Origin of the sequence: Corynebacterium sp. KPL1814, assembly GCF_000478175.1 — a bacterium.
Lineage (GTDB): Bacteria > Actinomycetota > Actinomycetes > Mycobacteriales > Mycobacteriaceae > Corynebacterium.
Genome location: NZ_KI515778.1, coordinates 99,583 through 118,947 on the forward strand (window position 1 = coordinate 99,583; position 19,365 = coordinate 118,947).

Here is a 19,365-nt window from a genome sequence, read left to right on the forward strand (position 1 = left end):
TTACTGGTGGCGTCGTGTCCACCGCAGCGCGGGGAATCTTGGCAGGGGGCCAAGAGCGCTAAGCGTGTGGATCGGGGGAGGATTTTACCCATGCTTGGGATCAGGGAAACCCACATCGTGGAGCCATTGACCGTGCCGCTCAGGGACGCGCCACCGCCGCTTCCCACCGGCACCATCGAGGCAGAAGAAGTTCCAGAAGCGGTGCGCCCACAGCCGGTGCCCTTGGTGCGCTTGCTACTACCCATCGTGATGATTGCCGCAATGTTGGGCATGGTGGCGCTGATGGTGCTGGGCGCGGGGGACTCGCGGCATATCAGCCCGGTATCCCTGATGTTTCCGCTCATGATGCTGGCCAGCATGGCCATGATGTTTGGGCCGCAAAATAGCGGGCAGGACCCGGATGAAACCCGGCGGACCTACTTGCGTCACATTAAGGCGCTGCGGGAAAAGGCCCTGGATAATGCCGGTGCGCAGCGCGCGCACGAGCTGTACCGGCACCCGGATCCGGAGGGGCTGGAACCGCTGGTGGGCTCGCGGCGCATGTGGGAGCGCGGGCCCGATGATCCAGATGCCTTGGAGGTGCGCGTGGGCACCGGTTCCACCACCTTGTGCTCGCCCATCAACGTCCCGGATTCCGGCGCGACCGAGGACCTAGACCCGGTCTGTGCGGTGAGCATGCGCCAGGCCATCAAGGCGGTGGGCACCGTGCCCGATATGCCGGTGGTTATCCAATTGCAGGCCTTTAGGTTTTTATCCTTTACCGGCGATAATGCCCGCGATACGGTGCGCGCCCTCGTCATGCAGTTAGCCCTGGCGCACGGTCCCGAGACCATCGGAATCGAGGCCATCGGCGGCGAGTGGGAGTGGCTGAAATGGCTGCCGCATAGCCGGGAGCCAGACAAGGCGCGGTTTCGCATTGTGCTCGTCGATGCCCTCCTGACCACCGGCACCGAAGACTTCTTCCACGGCGATTCTTATACCACCGTCATTGAAGTAGGCGGTGCACCATCGTCCGCGTTGAGCCTGCGCGCGGAACAAGAAGGCTTGTGCCTCGTCGCGGCGGATACCCTGCAGGCGGTCACGGCCGCGGGCGTGGAAGAACTGGGTACACCCGATTATTTGGGCACTGCCGCGGCCACGATTATGGCCCGCCGGATGGCGGTCTTTCGCCGACCCGATAGCACCTCTGGGCGCCGGGGCAATGATTTGCTGGGGCTGCTCGGCTACAGCGGCGTGGATGAGTTGGCCGCTAGCGGCATGTGGCACGGACGCGATGGCGCCTCGCGGCTCATGGTGCCCATCGGCATCGATTCCATTGGGCAGCCGGTGACCGTGGATCTCAAAGAATCCGCGCATGGGGGAATGGGTCCACATGGCCTGTGCATCGGAGCAACGGGTAGTGGTAAATCTGAGCTCCTGCGCACCCTAGTGACCGCACTGGCCGCCACGCATAGCCCGGATGAGCTCAATCTGGTACTGGTGGATTTCAAGGGCGGTGCGACCTTCCTAGGCTGTGACCGCCTGCCGCATACCTCCGCGGTCATTACCAACCTTGAAGAGGAATCTACCCTGGTAGAGCGCATGTATGATGCCATTTCCGGGGAGATGAACCGCCGCCAAGAACTCCTGCGCACCGCCGGCAACTTTGCCAATGTAGGCGAATACAACGCCTCTGCGGATGCCGTACGTAACTACGGCCCCTTACCGGCGCTGGTCATCGTCGTGGACGAATTTTCCGAGCTCTTGGGCCAGCATCCCGACTTCGCAGAACTTTTCGTTGCCGTCGGGCGCTTGGGGCGCAGCCTCCACGTGCACCTCCTTTTAGCCTCCCAAAGGCTCGAGGAAGGGCGCTTGCGGGGGCTAGATTCCCACTTGTCCTACAGAATCGGCCTCAAAACCTTTTCCTCCGCCGAATCCCGCCAGGTCCTAGGCGTCACCGATGCTTATCACCTTCCCGGCCAACCCGGCGCCGGCTACCTGAAATCCGATGCCGAGGATCTCACCCGGTTTCAGGCTTCCTACGTATCAGGGCCGCTCGCGCGCCGGGCTGCACCTGGCGCGGGGATGCACGCGGTCACGGATCTGGAAGGTAATCCTTCCGGCCCGCCGCGCCGGGTGGAGCTTTTTACGGGATGGGCGCAGGACGATGCCGCTGTACAGAATTCTCCTGCGGTGGTGATGGATGAATCTACATCGGTTCTTACTGAGGTGGTTCGCGCCGCCGGCGAAGAGGCCGCCGCACGCGGCCAGGAGGCCCACCGCATTTGGCTGCCTCCGCTGCCACCGGTCATTGAACTATCGTCCCTCGATATGGAGGGCGCGGAGTCCACCGCAGCGGAACTGTCCGCGCCGATTGGGATCATCGATAGACCCTACTACCAGCGGCAAGACCAATTAGTCATCGATTTTCACCAACACGGCGGCCACCTTGCCTTGTGCGGGGGACCGCAATCTGGCAAGTCGGGCGCGCTGCGCACGATAGCCTCCTCCCTGGCGCTTAACCGGCGGCCGGAGGATATCCGCTTTTATGTCATCGACTTGGGCGGCGGGCAGCTGGCCGCCTTGGACCGGCTCCCGCACGTTGCCGGGGTAGCCGGGCGCGAGGAAGGCGAGAAGATCCGCCGTATCGTAGATGAGGTGGCTGGGTTTATTCGCCGGCCGGAATCGCGTGAGACCTTCTTGATTATCGACGGCTGGCACCACATTGGCCCGTCCAACGCGGAGTTTGAGGATATAGCTGAGTCCATCACGGATATCGTCGCGGACGGCGCCTCCGCTAATGTGCACGTCGTCATCGCGACCTCCCGGTGGACCACGATGCGCCCGGCGATTAGGGATCTCATCGCCCACCGCCTTGAGCTGCGCTTGGGCGAGGCGCTCGATTCGCTTATTGACCGCAAGCTGCAGCAAAAACTGCCAAGCGCGCCGGGCAGGGGGCTTACACAGGCCGGCGAAAATATGCTGCTCGCGCGTACCTCGAATCAAGACATTGCCCATATCTGCCGCGTGCATGCGAACGCCGTTCCCGCCCCGCGCTTGAAGATGCTGCCCGCGGTCCTGACCCCAGAAGCGCTCGCCGCCCATGGCGAAGCACCTACTGGCGGCATCCCGTGGGGCATCGGCGGGCGCGACCTTTCCACTTTGGCGTGGAATCCGGAGCGCGAACCGCACCTAGTTGCCATCGGCGCCCAAGGCTGTGGCAAGTCCAACTTCTTGGCACAGATAATGCGCGGGATTAGCGGCCTTCCGCGCGAGGCGGCACGATTGGTGGTCATCGATCAGCGCCGCGCTCACCTGGGCACGCTGGATCAGGACATGGTCGCGGCCTATGCCGCAACGCAATCCAGTGCGCAGGAGGCAATCGTTAATACCGTGCGCACGCTGGAACAACGCTTGCCGGGGCCGGACATCACCCCAGCGCAACTCGCCGCACGCGATTGGTGGGAGGGTCCGGATATTTATGTGGTGATTGATGATGCAGATTTGGTTAGCGATATCGCGCTGGCACCCTTAATCGATCTCCTGCCGCACGCGCGGGACATCGGCTTGCACATGGTCATTGCCCGAAAAGCCGGCGGCATCGGCCGAGCACTGTTTGGCCAATTTTTTTCCGCGGTGCGTGATCTGCAACCAGCATTCCTGCTTTTCGATGCCGACCGCGACGAAGGCACCATCTTCGGGCTCAAGCCCAGCCACCAGCCGCCCGGGCGCGGGCAGTGGAGCATCCGCGGCGAAAACCTGGGAATCGCCCAGGTGGTCTATGGGGAAGGAAAAGAATAAATGTCTACAGAAACGCCTACATCCGCGCCACCGGCAACAATTACGGTGACCGTCATGGATGCGGCCACCATCTTTGAAGGCCCGGAAACCGTGTATCGCTACGATCTCGCTGGAACCGGCATCGTAGAAGGCAAGGCCTTAGGCCACGTCATGGACCAGATAGCGAAGATCGCTGGATCTGTCTGGCCGGACGTGGACGTATCCGTCATCGCGGATCCCTCGGGCACCGCCATCTCCCGGGAAGCGGTGACCATCCTGACCCGCCAGCTCAATGTAGCCGGCGCCCGCGTGCAGCAGGACGTGTCGCACGCAGCGGAATCAACTCCAGCACGAAGTACTGAATCGGTTGCGGGCGCCCCAGAATCCGTGCCGACCGACCAGATGGATGTCCCCATGGAACGCGCGGAAGCGGCTCCGGAGGCAGGGGCTGAAGCCGGAGCCGGAACTGGAACTGGTGCGCGAGCAGGCAAGGGGCAGGAAGCAGGCACGCGGTGGGGCGATAAGCTGCGCGGTTGGATAGGTGCCATCGATATGTTTCACGTCGCGATCGTCGTGGTGATTCTCGCCGTCGTCGGGGCCTCGTGGTGGGCCATGAGCGCAAATGCGTCCGATGATGAGGACGATAGTGATGCCGGTGCCACCGCCGGAAGCGCCACCGCTGCGAGCGTCGCTGATTCGGTGCCGGCGGAAGAAACCGGTGGTGGTGGCAGCGATGGCAGTGATGGCGACGACGGTGCGGCTGGCGACGCGGGCGGTGATGGCGAGCTCAACCCAGGCGAAAAACGCCTCGATATTGAAGGGCTCTCCGTTGTCCTTCCCACCGGATTTCAAGCCACCGTGGAGGAAGGACTGGTTACCGCCTCAGGAAAAGACCCTGATTTGAGGATCCTCTTAGCGTCGGACTCGCTTTTTAACGTTCCGGCCAAGGCGCTCTTTGATGAAATAAAAGCGCAGGTGGATAAGGATCCGGAACTGCGCGATGTATCCGAGGACGCAGGGCGTTTGCACTATATAGAAGACCCCGGCGATGGCTCCGTTGTGGAATGGACCATCTGGGAAGATACCGGACACCACATGTCGGTGGGGTGCCATACCCGCCATAACGCCAATGCCGTGCAAAAAGCCGCGTGCCGGATGGCCACCGAGTCCCTGAGTAAGAAATAACCAGAAAAGTTTTAACTTACTGGGAACCATATGGCCCTGAGCTCAGTCCAATAACGGTGAGAAAGCACAGAAGCTTTTTCGGGGGAAATCACACTCAACATCTCTTCCCGCCCTAAGGAGGGGCGCACTGTTATGTCTCAGACTTTTAAGACACAAGCCGATGTCATGGTCTCCACCGCCGGCCGCGTGGATAACACCAATGACGAAGTCCAAGGCGAGCTCACCCGCCTGCAGGGTGTAGTGGATTCTGTCCGCGGCAGCTGGGCCGGCCAGGCGCAGGTTTCATTCGATAACTTGATGCAGCGCTACAGCACCTCCGCGCAACAACTGCGCGAGGCATTGACGTCGATTTCTGAAAACATCCGCAGCAATGCCCGCAACTTTGACAACGTCGAAGCCGAAAATACCCAGGCCTTCTCCAATGTTGGCGGCGGCCTCGCCCTGTAACCCAGCCACCTCCACCAGCAACTTCGAAAGGAACCATTTTCCACATGTCCGAGATCAAGTACCAATTCGGCGCCATCTCTTCTGCCGCAGCTGATATCAACGCCACCTCCGGCCGCATCAACAGCACCTTGGCCGACCTCAAATCCCGCCTCCAGCCCATGGTGAGTACGTGGGAAGGTGAATCCGCAGTGGCTTATAACCAGGCGCAGGCCAAGTGGGATAAGGCAGCACAAGAACTCAACACCGTGCTGGCGACCATCTCCAAGACCGTCTCTCAGGGCAATGACGCCATGAGCGATGTCAACCGCCGCGCCGCCGCTAGCTGGGGCTAACGCACTGATGGTGGTATCTAACTAACCTGTTTCTCTAAGCACGGTAGGAGGGACGAGCGGCGCCTGTGCCTGTATCCAACCGGCAGGAGGCGAACGCAGCCGCCGTCCCCGCACAGCGCTAATCGCAGAAGCTAACCGCAGAAACCACCACAGAAACCGCCGCCTAGCACCTCTTTTACCGGTACCTTTTCTTCCTGAGAAGGTGCCGGTTTCGGCGTTTTGGTGTTTTCTATAGGTCACGGCTAAAGTTGTAGCCCTATGTGTTCGCTCGTCGGCAAGCAGCTGGCGAAGCGCTTCCCGCAGGTCTCCACCGGCCGCTGTTGGGAAGCGAATGGATGCTTAGCGCTGGCCGGCAGTTCCGAGACAGACTTTCAAGGAGTCATTTTGTCTACTTTCCACCCAAAGAGCGGTGACATCACCCGCAAGTGGTACGTCATCGATGCTACTGACGTGGTACTGGGCAAGCTTGCTTCCACCGTGGCAGACCTGCTGCGCGGCAAGCACAAGCCACAGTTCGCACCCAACGTTGACACCGGTGACCACGTCATCATCATCAACGCTGACAAGATTCACGTTTCTTCCACCAAGCGCGACCGCGAAATGCGCTACCGCCACTCCGGCTACCCGGGCGGTCTGAAGTCCATGACCCTGGGTCAGTCTTTGGACGCCAACCCGGTCCGCGTTATCGAAGAATCTGTTGCCGGCATGATGCCGCACAACAAGCTCTCCCGCGCTTCCATCAAGAAGCTGCACGTCTTCACAGGCGATGAGCACCCGTACGCCGGTCAGAAGCCGGAAACCTTCGAGTTTAAGCAGGTGGCACAGTAATGGCTGAGCAGAACATCGACAACAATGTAGCCGAGGCTGCTGACATCGCTGCAGCAAGCGCCGCTACCGAAGAGTTCACCAACACCATCGGTGATTCGTTGGCTAGCGCCAACGCTGAGACCGAGGCAGAGGTTGAGACCGCTGCTCCGGTCCACGAGGGCCCAATTCAGACCGTCGGTCGCCGTAAGCGCGCCGTCGCTCGCGTTCGCCTCGTTGCTGGCTCCGGCCAGATCGTGGTCAACGGCCGCGAGTTCGCTGAGTACTTCCCGAACAAGCTGCACCAGCAGGACATCCTCACCCCGCTGACCCTGCTGGACCGCGAGAACCAGTTTGACCTGAAGGTCACCGTTAACGGTGGTGGTCCGACCGGTCAGTCCGGCGCCCTGCGCCTGGCTATCGCTCGTGCACTGAACATCTACAACCCGGCTGATCGTTCCGCCCTGAAGAAGGCTGGTTTGCTCACCCGTGACGCTCGTGCAGTTGAGCGTAAGAAGGCTGGTCTGCACAAGGCACGTCGCGCACCGCAGTACTCCAAGCGTTAATCTCGCTTCTACTGCGCCCGCAAGCGCCATACACTGCCGCTGCTTCCCATTCTGGGAGGCGGCGGCTTTGTCGTTTTATTGCTCTTAGCGATGCCCCTCTCCGGTCAAGTCGGCTAAACTCGCCTGGCCGGCCCTCGATGGCCTCTTAACGCTTAACCGTGTTCGGGGCATGAGCGGCCCCGCTGAGACCGTAGTGAGCCCGTAGGCACCGCGATGCGCCACGGCACTGCGGAGTAGAAAAAGCCCGCTTCCAGTCGCGGAAGCATTAATGCGCAGTGCGATGGAAGCGGGCTAGCGGCAAGGGGAAGGGGAAGGCCGATTAAACAGAGAGACTACTCATCGTCTTCTGCGGCCCTGTCCTTGTTCTTCTTCTGTGCAAAGTCCTTGAGCTCGGCGCGGCGCTCTTCGCGTAGGGCGGCTTGCTCTGCGAGGTATTCATCCGATGCGTTGATGGTGTACCACTCGTGGAGGTATGGATCATCGTTTTCAATTTCGGCGCCGGCACCGTGGTTTTCTGGAACGGCAGAAGAACTGAAGACGAAGTCGCCATTGTGCTCTTGGAGGCCCAAGTGGGTGCCGCGCTCGATGGCAGCATGGGCGTATTTCCTGCGCAGTATTGCGGGGTCGCGTGCCAAGTCTTTGCCCCACGCCACCATGATGCCGATGAGGATGAAGGTAAACGGCAGCGAGCTGGAGACCATGATGGACTGCAGGCCGCTGAGCGCATCCTTGCCGGCAATCAGCAGCAGGGACAAGGAAATGCCGCCTAGGGCAACACCCCAAATTACAGAAATCAATGTTGAGGGGACCGGTCGACCGGATTGGGACATAGAGCCCATGACGTTGGTAGCGGAGTCAGCTGCCGTATTGAAGAAGACCACCACAGCAAGGAGAACGATGACCGTGGTGATGCTGGATAGCGGCAGCGATCTCATGAGATCGAACATCACATTCTCGCCGGAACCTTCAATCTCGATTCCGTCTCCATCCAGGTGGGTCTTGATCGCAGTGGCACCAAAGATGACGTACCAGAAAAGCGACAGGGTGGTAGGCACGAGCATGATGACGAAGACGAATTCGCGAATGGTGCGCCCGCGGGAAATCTTCGCGATGAACATGCCGACGAAGGGCGACCAGGAAATCCACCACGCCCAGTACAGCATGGTCCATGCGGTGACGAATTCCTTCTCCGGTTCACCTTGGGAGGCGGACAGGGACATCATGTCTTCGAAGTGCTTGAAGAACTGCAGCAGGGATGCGGGAATCAGATCCAGAATGTAGAGCGTTGGTCCGGTGATGAGCACGAAGACCGCGAGTCCGATGACCAGGCCCATGTTGATATTGGACAGGATACGGATGCCGCGCTTGATGCCGGACATTGCGGAAAGGATGAAAAGGATGGTGAGGATCGTAATGATCACCACCATGATGCCGTTTCCTTCGAGGGGCTTGCCGGTAAGAATCGAGGTTCCCGTACGGATCTGCAGGGCACCGATACCCAGCGAGGTCGCCGTGCCGAAGAGGGTGACCAACACTGCGAAAATATCGACGATCTTTCCAAATACTCGGTTATTCGAATCCGTAATGAGGGGTTCAAATAGCGAGGAAATAAGCGGGATGCGGCCGCGTCGATAAGCAGCATAGGCAAGCGCGCCGCCCACCAGCGCAAAGATCATCCACGGCAACGTAGCGTGGTGAAGCACAGCCTGGGCAAAGGCCGGAAGGATGGCTTCTTGGCTGCCGGATTCAACGCCGGAGAGATACGGCGGTGGAGTCAAGAATAGGGCAAGCGGTTCCATCGGGCCGTAGAAAACTAGGCCGATTCCCATGCCAGCGGCAAAGAGCATGGCGATCCAGGCGTTCCGGGAGAAATCGGGCTTGGAATCATCTGCGCCGAGCTTAATTTTGCCGGTTGGGGCGATAGCGATTGTCAGCAGGAATGCCGTGGTGGCAATCATGATGATCGTAAATAGCCATCCAAAGTTCTGGACGACCCACGCCCGCATGGTGCTTCCTGTGCTGGCCAGATTATCTGGGGCGATGATGGCCCACAGGATAACGGCAAATGTAGATGCCAAGGCCACCGCAAAGACCGTTTTATTGGTCTTAAAATCTGCGCGGGTGTTTTCGACACTTACTCCGGGGATGAGGGCTGGATGAATAGCGCGTTCCCCAGAAGCGGCTTTCGCAATGGCTGACCGTGCCTTCTGCGAGGTAGTTTCAGGTGACTTGTCACCTGAAGATCTAGGTTCGTTCATCGTTGATCCTCTCTAAGGCAAAAGAGTGAAGTATAACCTAGCTAATAATTTCATATAAATGCCGGAAAGTACGACTTAAAGCAAATTTCGCTTTTCGCCACAAGCACATTTTTCGTGATGTTGGTTACCCAACTGGCCTGCTTGCCGATGCCCAAACATGCAACCGATGGGTCCTACAAGGCATAATTGACTGCATGACTCGACTATTTGGAACCGATGGAGTTCGCGGCCTCGCGAATAAAAAGCTGACTCCCATTTTGGCCTTGACGCTGGGACAAGCGGCTGCAGAGGTCTTTACTGCGCAGCGCGAATCTTATGAGCGCCGCCCCTTGGCAATCATCGGCCGTGATCCCCGCGTATCGGGCGAAATGCTTGATGCCGCAATCGCTTCCGGCTTGGCGTCCCGCGGCGTGGACGTTGTGCGCGTGGGGGTGCTTCCCACCCCAGCCATCGCCTTTTTGACGGATGATTATGGTGCGGATCTCGGCGTGATGATCTCTGCCTCCCATAATCCGATGCCAGATAATGGCATTAAGTTCTTTTCCGCTGGCGGTAAGAAATTACCGGATAGCGTGGAAGATGAGATTCAAGACGCGATGGATAATCTCGTTGAGGAAGGCCCAACGGGCACCAAGTTGGGTCGCATTATCTCGGAGGCCCCTGATGGGCGCGAGCGCTATTTAGAGCACCTCAAGGATGTTGTATCCACTGACTTAAGCGGCATCAAGGTGGTTGTGGATACGGCCAACGGCGCGGCGTCGAAAGTCGCTCCCAGCGCCTATGAAGCAGCAGGCGCTGAGGTTATCCCGATTTACCACCGGCCCAATGCCTTTAATATCAACGAGAACTGTGGTTCTACCCATATTGAAAAAGCCCAGGCAGCGGTGCTCGAGCACGGTGCCGATTTGGGCCTTGCCCACGATGGCGATGCGGACCGCTGCCTCGCCGTCGATGCCGAAGGCAACGTGGTCGATGGCGATCAGATCATGGCGTTGCTCGCGGTAGGGATGAAGGAAGACAATGACCTGCGCTTTAATACGCTCGTCGCCACAGTCATGTCTAACCTGGGTCTGACCCTCGCCATGGAAAAGCAAGGCATTGAGGTCCGCCACGCGGCAGTGGGCGATCGCTATGTGCTTGAAGAGCTCCACCGCGGCGATTTCTCCCTGGGCGGCGAGCAGTCTGGGCACGTCGTGCTTCCCGATGACTCCACTACCGGCGATGGCACCCTCACCGGCCTTTCCATCATGGCGCGCATGGCCAAGTCTGGAAAGAGCTTGAAGGAACTGGCCTCCGTCATGACCGTATTGCCGCAGGTGCTCATCAACGTTCCGGTATCCAATAAGGCCGCGATCATGGATTCTGCCGAGGTTAAGCAGGCCATTGTGGAGGCAGAAGAGGAGCTCGGGGAGACCGGCCGCGTGCTGCTGCGCCCCTCCGGCACCGAAGAACTGTTCCGCGTCATGGTGGAAGCAGCCGAAGAGGAGCACGCCCGCAAGGTGGCAGGTAGGCTTTCTGCCGTCGTCGCCTCGGTGTAGGCAGTTAAGAAAATAAGAAGTATTGGGGAACCATTTGGTATAAACCCCAGTCCAATGAAGGTGAGCACACTTACCGCATATGGATTTGGGGATTTATACCGATGTCTGAGGTTTTCCTTCGCCCTGCAGAGGCGATGACAGCACTACAACAAGCTATAAGCGCCAATGATGAACAGCGCCAAGCTCACCGCGCCGACGTTCCAGACTTTCCTATTGCGGCGGCTGGGCGAAATTTCTCCGGGCACGGGGAACGCATCCGCAGCATCCTCGCGCGCATTCATGACAATGGAACGTGGCACTTAGACAATATCTCTGCCACAGGTCAGGCAGCGCACGACCAGATGCGCGCATTCGCCACGTACGATGTCGGCTTTAGCCGCTCCTTTGCAGGAGAGAGCGGAAAGGCCGTGGACTAGTGAGTACGCTGACTAAATCGCTTTTAGGGGATTATTCCGCCGCCATTTCGCAGTTCCAATTGGCCTGCCTGGGACATTACTCTGGTCCCAGCATGCCATTGGGGCTTCTGGGTGAGCTCATCAGCGCGGTAGATGGAATCGCCCCGCAAAACATACTGCGCCATACCATCTCCGCGGTGGGAGGAAATCTGCCGCACGGCGGCGGGAAAGGCCTTGCGGATTTCCTGCGCACGGATGATTCCGATGTTGCCCATGGCACCTTGCGCGAGCACCTGACCGGCATTCAAAAGGATTTTGATATCCACCGCGATGAAGGCAAGCAGCTTACTGACTCCGCCAAGCAATGCTCGAGCGCTATTTCCGATGTCGTCGATACCTCCGATACCGCACTGACAGAGCTGATTTCTGCGGTCATCCCGCTGCTTAATATCTTGTCCATGGTGGCTACCAGGCACCCGCTGGCCAAGTTCATTATTCCCATCGTCTCCACCATTGGTGCGAAAATCATCGATGACACCAATGACTCTATCGCCAGCACGTGCCGGGACCGCGATGATGCCATTGAATCCTGTTACGACGAGTTTGAGTCGCGCTGCGAATGCGTCTGCGAGCGTCCTCTGCCTGAAGAATGCCCCGAGCCTGCAGAGGCCGAGGAGGATTCCTTCCCACCGCCAGTGGAAAAGTGCCCAGATACGCCAGCTCCCACGCGCCCGATGCCCGATGGCGGGGGCGACACCACTTCCACCCCGCCACAGTCAGCGCAGCCGACGCAACCCGCATCTACCGCTGAGTGCCCGCCCAAGCCGGAACCGATGCCAGAGCCGACCCCGGAGCCAAGGCCAGACCCGAAGCCAGGCCCGAAGCCGGCCCCGCAACCACAACCCGCGCCCGAGCCGAAACCAGCTCCCGAGCCGCAACCGGAGCCGAAACCAGGACCGGCTCCGAAGCCGGCTCCTGAACCCGCACCTGAGCAGCACCCTTCTGGGTGCCAGTGCCAACAGTGCCGCGGTTTCGTAAACGAGGCGCCTCGACAGAACGAATCCACGACCACTCCGGCGCACGCAGATCCGAATCCTGAGCCGGAACCCAAACCACAAGACTGCCCACCAGAACAACAGGAACAACCCGCACCGCAGCCAGAACAGGACCCAGTACCTGAGCCTGTGCCGGAAGATTCTGAATGCGAAGAAGAACCAACAACACCGGCTGCCGTGGAAGATGATGCGGCCTGTGACATCGAGTCCTCCTGCAGCGGCAGCTTGGGAATCGTCGGTGCAGGAATCGCTTTGGTAGGTGTAGGCCTCATCATTGAAGGCGCTGCGGAGTGCCTGGAAAACATCGGCGATGCAGATTGCCCGGAGCCGGAACCGGAACCTGCGCCTGAACCAGAACCCGAGCCCGCACCGGAACCGGAACCGGAGCCATGCCCAGAACCTGAGCCTCAACCCGAGCCCGCGCCTGAACCCTGCCCGGAAGACGGAACAATTGAGCCACCTCCGGAGCTTTCCCAGGTGGAAGAGCCGGCCCCGCCTCCAGAAAAGGTACAGCACCTGCAAGCAGCAGAAGCCGCTGGAGCTGGAGCACCTGCGCCAGAGCCGCAGCCTCAACCTGAGTCCGCACCAGCACCAGCGCCGGCACCGGCACCTGAACAGCCACCGGCCCCAGCCCCGGCGCCGGCACCTGCTCCCGAGGCTGATACCCAGCCTGCGCCAGCGCCAGACTCAGATGAACCATCCGTGACTGCACGAAAGGCAGGGCAGTGGTAATGAATAACGATTTCGCAGAATTCGCGCAAGGGTTTCGTGAGCGCACCGCGCGACGCATGTTGGAATTTGAAAAAAGCCTGGCTAAGGCCCAAGACGAGCTAGAAAAGTCCACGGCTAAGGCCGTGCAGCAGGCCAAAAATGAGCAGCATGGGGGAAAGGAAGGTGATGCGGTGGGGCATCGGCAAGCAGCTGCTGGAACGTGGCGCCGCGGTGGCAGAAGCGGCCAAAATGGTGCTGCCCCAACGCGTGTCAATAACGCATCGGGGCAGGTGAAATCTGTGCTGCGACGTGGATAGGTCTAATTCAGCGAGTTAGCTTTTAGTCATCGCGGGCAACGCCGGCGCGCTCGGCTAGTTCGTCGCCAGTAAAGCTTTCTACCTTCTTCGCGCTCGCCTCAGGATCCGCAAAGCCATCGTAGGCGGACTCGCCGGCAAGGGTGGAGAGCAAGAAACCGGTGACGAGGCCGCGGGCGATTTCGGTGGGGCCAGATTGGAAGGCACCGGAACCGATGGCCAATTTGCGGAAGCGATCTTCGCTAAAGCCAGCCTGAGTGCCCTTGTCGATGGCCCGGAACGCCACCTGGCCGCGCCAGTTATAGGCCAGCTTGGCGGGGTTTCCGGCATTGAAAATGTCATCGCGACCAGAGCCAATGACCAAGCCTGGCGTATCGAGGCTGCGGGCGGCCTCGACGGCGGATGGGGCGGTCACGGCGGGATAAATGGCCGCGACGGCCTTGACCTTCGGGTTATCAACCGCGCTCAAAACCGCGGTGCCGCCGCCCATTCCGTGGCCGATCATGCCGAGCTTGCCCGGCGATACGGTGATATTGCCGGTTCCGAGTTTTACCCCAGCGGCGATCTGCAACGCAGATTCCATGTCTGCAGACAGGTTGCGGTGGTCAGGGAACATGCCGGTCTCAGAATTGGGGGCGACCACGACGATGCCCCAGCTGGCGAGGTGGCGCAGCGTGGCGTGGTAATCCTTGATTTTGTGCATCCAGTCGTGGCCAAAGGCGACGGCGGGCAGGCCTTGGCCTTCCGCGGGGGTATAAACCTTGCCGGTAATACCCGCATAATCGAGGTCGCCAACCAGCACGCGGTTGCGGCCACGCTTCGATAACGTTCCGAGGTGTTTATTCAAATTCGCAGACACGCATTCTAGGATAGATGAAGATCACCCCGTGCTGGTGGCAAGGGGTGGCGAGTGGCACATGCGGGGGATTCGCGGAGGCCAAAAGGGGTGCGCGGCGCCGAATTTCTATGGGTTGCCTTACTTGCGCGCCGGCGAGAAAGCAGGCGAAAATGTGCACTAGGTAACATTTTCTATGCTTCTCTGGGAAGGCAGGTCGCCGCAAATGACTACCGGCACCCTTAAGATCGACCAATTATTTCCGCAGGATGGTCCGGAAGTAAAGACCGGCATCATCGACAGGGTGGCCTATGCCTCCGATGCCTCGCACTACCTCTACACCCCGAAGGCCGTTATTGAAGCGCGCTCGGCAGAACACGTGGCCGCTATTTTCAAGGCGGGGCGGCAGCACGGCATTCCGGTGACCTTGCGCTCGGGCGGCACCTCCTTGGCCGGCCAGGCCTCCGGCGAGGGGTATATGGTGGATGTGCGCAAGCATTTCCGGGGCATAGACGTCCTCGATGACGGCAAGCGGGTGCGCGTGCAGCCAGGGGCAACCGTGCGCCAGGTCAATGCGCGTTTAGGGCTGCGCAACCGCAAGCTTGGCCCGGACCCGGCCAGCGAGGCGGCCTGCACCATCGGCGGCGTGGTGGCGAATAATTCCTCCGGCATGGCCTGCGGCACCGAGTTTAATACCTACAACACCTTGGAATCGCTGACCTTTGTCTTGCCTTCTGGCACGGTGATCAATACTGCGGACGCGGATGCGGACCAGCAATTCCAAGCGCAAGAACCCGAGCTGGTGGATACGCTCATCCGCCTGCAGCGCCGCGTGCGCGATAACCAGGAATCAGTAGATATCATCCGCCGCCACTTCCAGCTAAAAAATACGATGGGCTACGGGCTTAATTCCTTCCTGGATTTTGATAGCCCCGTCAAGCTTTTTGAGCACCTGTTGGTGGGCTCCGAAGGCACACTCGCGTTTATCGCGGAAGCGGTCTTTCGCACCGTGCACATCTCTTCCCTCACGACGACTACCGTGGCGGTCTTTAATAATCTCTCCGCCGCTACGAAGGCATTGCCTTCCCTGGTGGAGACCGGTGCCGCCACCCTGGAGCTGATGGATTCTGCCTCCATTCGCGTGGGCCAAGGCTTTGATAAGGTCCCGCAGGCCATTACCGGTTTCGATGTGGATTCACAGGCCGCGTTGCTCATCGAGTACCAATCCGATGACAAGGAAGAGCTGCGGGAAAAAGAGAACAAGGGCTCGTCCCTTTTGCGGGAATTGGACCTGCAATCGCCGGCGGAGTTTTCTGCCGATATTCCCACCCGCACCGCCGCGTGGAACTTCCGCAAGGGCCTGTATGCCCAAGTGGCAGAAGCGAGGCCCTCAGGAACCACGGCGCTCTTGGAAGACGTTGTGGTGCCGGTGGGGGATTTGGCCGATACTTGTTCCTCCTTGCAGGAGCTTTTTACCCGCTATTCCTACGATGCTGCGGTCATTTTCGGCCACGCGAAAGACGGCAATATCCACTTCCTTCTAACGGATCGCTTCGAAGGCGATAGCGCCATTGGCCGTTATAACAACTTCAATGAGGAAATGGTGGACTTGGTGCTTTCGGCAGAGGGAAACCTCAAGGCCGAGCACGGCACCGGCCGCGCCATGGCCCCGTATGTGCGCCGCCAGTACGGCGATGAGCTTTACGAGGTCATGCAGCTGCTCAAGCGTGCCTGCGATCCCGCCGGCACGATGAACCCAGGTGTCATCTTGGACGATGACCCCGATGCGCACATTACAAATATCAAGCTCAACCCCACGGTGGAAGAGGAAATCGACCCGTGCGTTGAGTGCGGCTATTGCGAGCCGGTGTGCCCGTCGAGGGATCTCACCTTGACTCCGCGCCAGCGCATCGTGGTGCGCCGTGCCCGCCAGCGGGCGCAGGAAAATGGCGATACGCACTTGGTTGCAGAACTCGATGAGGCTTATGAGTACATGGGCATCGATACGTGCGCCGTGGATTCCATGTGCCTGACCGCCTGCCCGGTGGGCATCGATACCGGCAAATTCATCAAGAAGCTGCGCCACGAGAATGCCGGGGCCACAGAAGAAAAGGTCTGGTCCGCTGCCGCCAAGAATTGGCAGGTAACCAGCCGCGGTGCCGCAACGACGCTGACCGGCGCGCACATGCTGCCGGCTCAGCTGGTGACGAAGGTTACCGACGTGGCCCGCTCGCTCATCGGCCCCGATACCGTGCCGGGATACCAGCCGGAGCTCGGCAAGGGCGGCAAGTCCCGCGAGCGCCTGGCCGGGCGCGTGGGTGATCGCTACGCTGAAACCTCGGGAATCTACCTTCCAGCCTGCGTAAACTCTATGTTCGCCCCGCAAGGCGAGGGCATGGGCGCAACGGAAGCCTTCATTACCGTCTTGGAGCGGGCGGGGATCGCGCTGGAGGTGCCTAAGGGCATAGAAAAGCTCTGCTGCGGAACGCCATGGTCCTCAAAGGGCATGCGCAAGGGTCACGACATCATGGAGCAGCGCGTGCGCGAGACCGTCATGGAGGCCACGGATAACGCCTGCCTGCCCGTGATCGTGGACGCGTCCAGCTGTACCGCGGGTTTTCAGGAGATGCTGGAATCCATCGGCATCACCGTCATCGATGCGCTGAGCTTCACCGCCGATACGCTGCTGCCGCGCCTCGAGACCACCCAGCCGGTCGATTCCATGACGATTCACCCGACCTGTTCGGCGTTCCAGCTTGGCATGATGGGAGATGTAGAAAAGGTCGCCCGAGCCGCAGCCACGGAGGTACACATCCCCACCGCCTGGAATTGCTGCGGTTATGCCGGCGACCGCGGCATGCTCCACCCAGAGCTCACGGAGTCCGCCACCCGCGCCGAGGCCGCCCAGGTCACGGAGCTGGGCGCGCAGTATCACGCCTCTACCAACCGCACGTGTGAGCTGGGCATGACCCGCGCCACCGGCGAGGATTACCACCACGTCCTTGAGATGCTGGAGCGCGCCACGCGCTAGCAGCCCGGTGGGGAAGGGGCGCGGCTGCTTGCCGATGCCCCCGTCTTCTTCCGCGCCCCAGTCAGCCGCAGGGCGGGAGGGCTGCTCACCGAGGGTGCGAAAACTAGCGGTGGGCAGGCCAGTTTCCAGTAACTATAAAAGGCCCGAATAAGTGTGCGGCCATAAATAACAGGCCCTAGTCCAACCCCCGGTTCGTGTTGACCAATGAGGTAGGATTCCTTTTTATGTGTGGAATTGTTGGATATGTTGGTCACGCTAGCGGTGACCGCGAATACTTCGCTCTGGATGTAGTCGTGGAAGGTCTGCACAGACTGGAATACCGCGGCTATGACTCCGCTGGTGTGGCGATGTACGCCGATGGGGAGATTAGCTGGCGGAAGAAGGCGGGCAAGGTTGCTGCCTTGGATGATGAGATTGCAGCGCGTCCGCTGCAGGATTCCGTTTTGGGAATCGGGCACACCCGGTGGGCCACGCACGGTGGTCCGACCGATCTCAATGCGCACCCGCACGTCGTTGACGGCGGCAAGCTGGCCGTGGTGCACAACGGCATCATCGAAAACTTCGCGGAGCTGCGGACCGAGCTCTTGAATAAGGGCTACAACTTCGTTTCTGAAACCGATACTGAAGTTGCCGCTGCGTTGCTTGGCGATGTTTTCCACAATGACGCCGCAGGTGACCTCACCAAGGCAATGCAGCTGACCGCTAAGCGCCTCGACGGCGCGTTTACCCTGTTGGCCATTCACGCTGACCAGCCGGATCGCATCGTTGCCGCCCGCCGCGATTCGCCCCTAGTCATTGGTTTGGGCGAGGGCGAGAACTTCTTGGGCTCTGACGTATCGGGCTTTATTGATTACACCAAGTCCGCAGTGGAAATGGACAATGACCAGGTAGTCACCATCACTGCTGACGATGTCGTCATTACTGACTACGACGGCAACCCCACTGAAGGCAAGGCCTTTGAGATCAAGTGGGATGCGGCCGCCGCTGAAAAGGGTGGCTTTGATTCCTTCATGGAAAAGGAAATCCATGACCAGCCTGCCGCCGTGCGCGATACCTTGCTCGGCCGCTTTGATGAGCAGGGCCAGCTGACCCTAGATGACTTGCGCATCGATGAGTCGGTCTTGAAGTCCATCGATAAGATCATCGTGATCGCCTGCGGCACGGCGGCCTATGCCGGCCATGTGGCGCGGTACGCCATCGAGCACTGGTGCCGCATCCCCACCGAGGTTGAGCTCGCCCACGAGTTCCGTTACCGCGATCCGATCGTCAATGAGAAGACCTTGGTCGTGGCATTGTCCCAGTCCGGCGAGACCATGGACACCTTGATGGCCGTGCGTCACGCACGCCAGCAGGGTGCGAAGGTCATCGCTATCTGCAATACGCAGGGCTCGTCCATTCCGCGCGAATCCGATGCGGCGCTGTACACCCACGCTGGTCCCGAAATCGCTGTGGCCTCCACCAAGGCTTTCTTGGCGCAGATTACCGCGACCTACTTGCTGGGCCTGTACTTGGCACAGCTGCGCGGCAATATGTTCTCGGATGAAATTCAGGGAGTACTTGCTGAGCTTCGCAATATGCCGGACAAGGTACAAAGCGTCATCGATGAAGAACAGCAGGTAGCTGGCCTGGCTAACTCCATGAAGGATGCGGAATCCGTGCTCTTCCTGGGCCGCCACGTGGGCTTCCCGGTTGCCCTTGAAGGCGCGCTGAAGCTCAAAGAGATCGCATACCTGCACGCCGAAGGCTTTGCCGCCGGCGAGCTCAAGCACGGCCCGATCGCGCTGATTGAGGAGGGCCAGCCGGTCTTCGTCATCGTGCCCTCCCCGCGCGGGCGCGATTCGCTGCACTCCAAGGTGGTGTCCAATATCCAGGAAATCCGCGCCCGCGGTGCCATTACCATCGTGATCGCAGAAGAAGGCGATACCGCGGTAGAGGATTACGCTAACCACGTCATCCGCGTGCCAAAGGCGCCGACATTGATGCAGCCGCTCCTTGCTACGGTGCCCCTGCAGATCTTTGCCGCACACGTGGCAAAGTCCAAGGGCTACGACGTTGACCAGCCGCGCAACCTGGCTAAGTCCGTGACCGTGGAATAACCTTCCGGCGATTCTGGCCCCTTTCTCGTCCTTTTTGCA

At 60.0% G+C, this 19,365-nt stretch carries 14 protein-coding genes; 12 read left to right on the top strand and 2 right to left on the bottom strand.

Annotated features, from left to right (window positions below; genetic code table 11):
• The first annotated feature begins 90 nt into the window (after positions 1-90).
• The 6 genes from HMPREF1257_RS10230 to rpsI all read left to right on the top strand — a co-directional run bounded on the left by HMPREF1257_RS10230 (position 91) and on the right by rpsI (position 7,093).
• Complete coding sequence (locus HMPREF1257_RS10230; protein ID WP_023027964.1) at positions 91-3,780, top strand: type VII secretion protein EccC; 3,690 nt, start codon at positions 91-93, stop codon at positions 3,778-3,780.
• Entirely contained in the window at positions 3,781-4,944 is a 1,164-nt protein-coding gene (locus tag HMPREF1257_RS10235) for a type VII secretion-associated protein (protein WP_023025243.1), read from the top strand.
• A 132-nt stretch (positions 4,945-5,076) separates the two neighbouring features.
• Complete coding sequence (locus HMPREF1257_RS10240) at positions 5,077-5,391, top strand: WXG100 family type VII secretion target (RefSeq protein WP_023025244.1); 315 nt, start codon at positions 5,077-5,079, stop codon at positions 5,389-5,391.
• A gap of 44 nt (positions 5,392-5,435) precedes the next feature.
• Positions 5,436-5,723: a WXG100 family type VII secretion target gene (locus HMPREF1257_RS10245; RefSeq protein ID WP_005277116.1), complete on the top strand. Its 288-nt coding sequence runs from the start codon at positions 5,436-5,438 to the stop codon at positions 5,721-5,723.
• Positions 5,724-6,107: 384 nt separating this feature from the next.
• Positions 6,108-6,551, top strand: a complete 444-nt coding sequence (rplM, locus tag HMPREF1257_RS10250) for a 50S ribosomal protein L13 (RefSeq protein ID WP_034659641.1) — start codon at positions 6,108-6,110, stop codon at positions 6,549-6,551.
• Complete coding sequence (gene rpsI, locus HMPREF1257_RS10255; protein ID WP_023025246.1) at positions 6,551-7,093, top strand: 30S ribosomal protein S9; 543 nt, start codon at positions 6,551-6,553, stop codon at positions 7,091-7,093. Before rplM ends, rpsI begins: the two co-directional genes overlap by 1 nt.
• A 332-nt stretch (positions 7,094-7,425) precedes the next feature.
• On the opposite strand, the gene HMPREF1257_RS10260 is transcribed toward rpsI, so the two are convergent.
• On the bottom strand, positions 7,426-9,351 hold the full coding sequence (locus HMPREF1257_RS10260; protein WP_023025247.1) for a BCCT family transporter: 1,926 nt from the start codon (positions 9,349-9,351) through the stop codon (positions 7,426-7,428).
• Between the two features lie 194 nt (positions 9,352-9,545).
• On the opposite strand from HMPREF1257_RS10260, the gene glmM reads away from it, so the two are divergent.
• From glmM to HMPREF1257_RS10280, 4 genes are all read left to right on the top strand, one after another.
• A complete protein-coding gene (gene glmM / locus HMPREF1257_RS10265) occupies positions 9,546-10,889 on the top strand; it encodes a phosphoglucosamine mutase (protein WP_023025248.1) in 1,344 nt (447 codons plus the stop codon).
• A 101-nt stretch (positions 10,890-10,990) separates the two neighbouring features.
• Entirely contained in the window at positions 10,991-11,305 is a 315-nt protein-coding gene (locus HMPREF1257_RS10270; protein ID WP_023031225.1) for a hypothetical protein, read from the top strand.
• Complete coding sequence (locus HMPREF1257_RS10275; protein WP_023025250.1) at positions 11,305-13,071, top strand: hypothetical protein; 1,767 nt, start codon at positions 11,305-11,307, stop codon at positions 13,069-13,071. Before HMPREF1257_RS10270 ends, HMPREF1257_RS10275 begins: the two co-directional genes overlap by 1 nt.
• Positions 13,071-13,367, top strand: a complete 297-nt coding sequence (locus HMPREF1257_RS10280; protein WP_023025251.1) for a hypothetical protein — start codon at positions 13,071-13,073, stop codon at positions 13,365-13,367. The genes HMPREF1257_RS10275 and HMPREF1257_RS10280 overlap by 1 nt, the downstream gene beginning before the upstream one ends.
• A 22-nt stretch (positions 13,368-13,389) precedes the next feature.
• Here the strand turns inward: HMPREF1257_RS10280 and HMPREF1257_RS10285 are convergent, their stop codons facing one another.
• Positions 13,390-14,223 carry a dienelactone hydrolase family protein gene (locus HMPREF1257_RS10285; protein WP_023025252.1) on the bottom strand — a complete coding sequence of 278 codons (834 nt, stop codon included), beginning with the start codon at positions 14,221-14,223 and terminating at the stop codon, positions 13,390-13,392.
• A gap of 202 nt (positions 14,224-14,425) precedes the next feature.
• Here HMPREF1257_RS10285 and HMPREF1257_RS10290 point away from each other — a divergent pair, with 202 nt between their 5' ends.
• Both HMPREF1257_RS10290 and glmS read left to right on the top strand, forming a co-directional pair.
• The gene (locus HMPREF1257_RS10290) at positions 14,426-17,230 is read left to right on the top strand and encodes an FAD-binding and (Fe-S)-binding domain-containing protein (protein WP_023025253.1); all 2,805 of its coding nucleotides are present in this window, start codon (positions 14,426-14,428) and stop codon (positions 17,228-17,230) included.
• A gap of 224 nt (positions 17,231-17,454) precedes the next feature.
• Positions 17,455-19,326 carry a glutamine--fructose-6-phosphate transaminase (isomerizing) gene (gene glmS / locus HMPREF1257_RS10295; RefSeq protein WP_023025254.1) on the top strand — a complete coding sequence of 624 codons (1,872 nt, stop codon included), beginning with the start codon at positions 17,455-17,457 and terminating at the stop codon, positions 19,324-19,326.
• Positions 19,327-19,365: the final 39 nt, after the last annotated feature.

What these genes read in the sequence shown, in the direction of transcription:
- HMPREF1257_RS10240 (WP_023025244.1), top strand. Translation starts at nt 5,077, where the DNA reads ATGTCTCAGACTTTTAAGACACAAGCCGATGTCATGGTCTCCACCGCC.
- HMPREF1257_RS10290 (WP_023025253.1), top strand. Translation starts at nt 14,426, where the DNA reads ATGACTACCGGCACCCTTAAGATCGACCAATTATTTCCGCAGGATGGT.
- HMPREF1257_RS10260 (WP_023025247.1), bottom strand. Translation starts at nt 9,351, where the DNA reads ATGAACGAACCTAGATCTTCAGGTGACAAGTCACCTGAAACTACCTCG.
- rpsI (WP_023025246.1), top strand. Translation starts at nt 6,551, where the DNA reads ATGGCTGAGCAGAACATCGACAACAATGTAGCCGAGGCTGCTGACATC.
- HMPREF1257_RS10230 (WP_023027964.1), top strand. Translation starts at nt 91, where the DNA reads ATGCTTGGGATCAGGGAAACCCACATCGTGGAGCCATTGACCGTGCCG.
- glmM (WP_023025248.1), top strand. Translation starts at nt 9,546, where the DNA reads ATGACTCGACTATTTGGAACCGATGGAGTTCGCGGCCTCGCGAATAAA.
- HMPREF1257_RS10235 (WP_023025243.1), top strand. Translation starts at nt 3,781, where the DNA reads ATGTCTACAGAAACGCCTACATCCGCGCCACCGGCAACAATTACGGTG.
- HMPREF1257_RS10270 (WP_023031225.1), top strand. Translation starts at nt 10,991, where the DNA reads ATGTCTGAGGTTTTCCTTCGCCCTGCAGAGGCGATGACAGCACTACAA.
- HMPREF1257_RS10280 (WP_023025251.1), top strand. Translation starts at nt 13,071, where the DNA reads ATGAATAACGATTTCGCAGAATTCGCGCAAGGGTTTCGTGAGCGCACC.
- glmS (WP_023025254.1), top strand. Translation starts at nt 17,455, where the DNA reads ATGTGTGGAATTGTTGGATATGTTGGTCACGCTAGCGGTGACCGCGAA.
- HMPREF1257_RS10245 (WP_005277116.1), top strand. Translation starts at nt 5,436, where the DNA reads ATGTCCGAGATCAAGTACCAATTCGGCGCCATCTCTTCTGCCGCAGCT.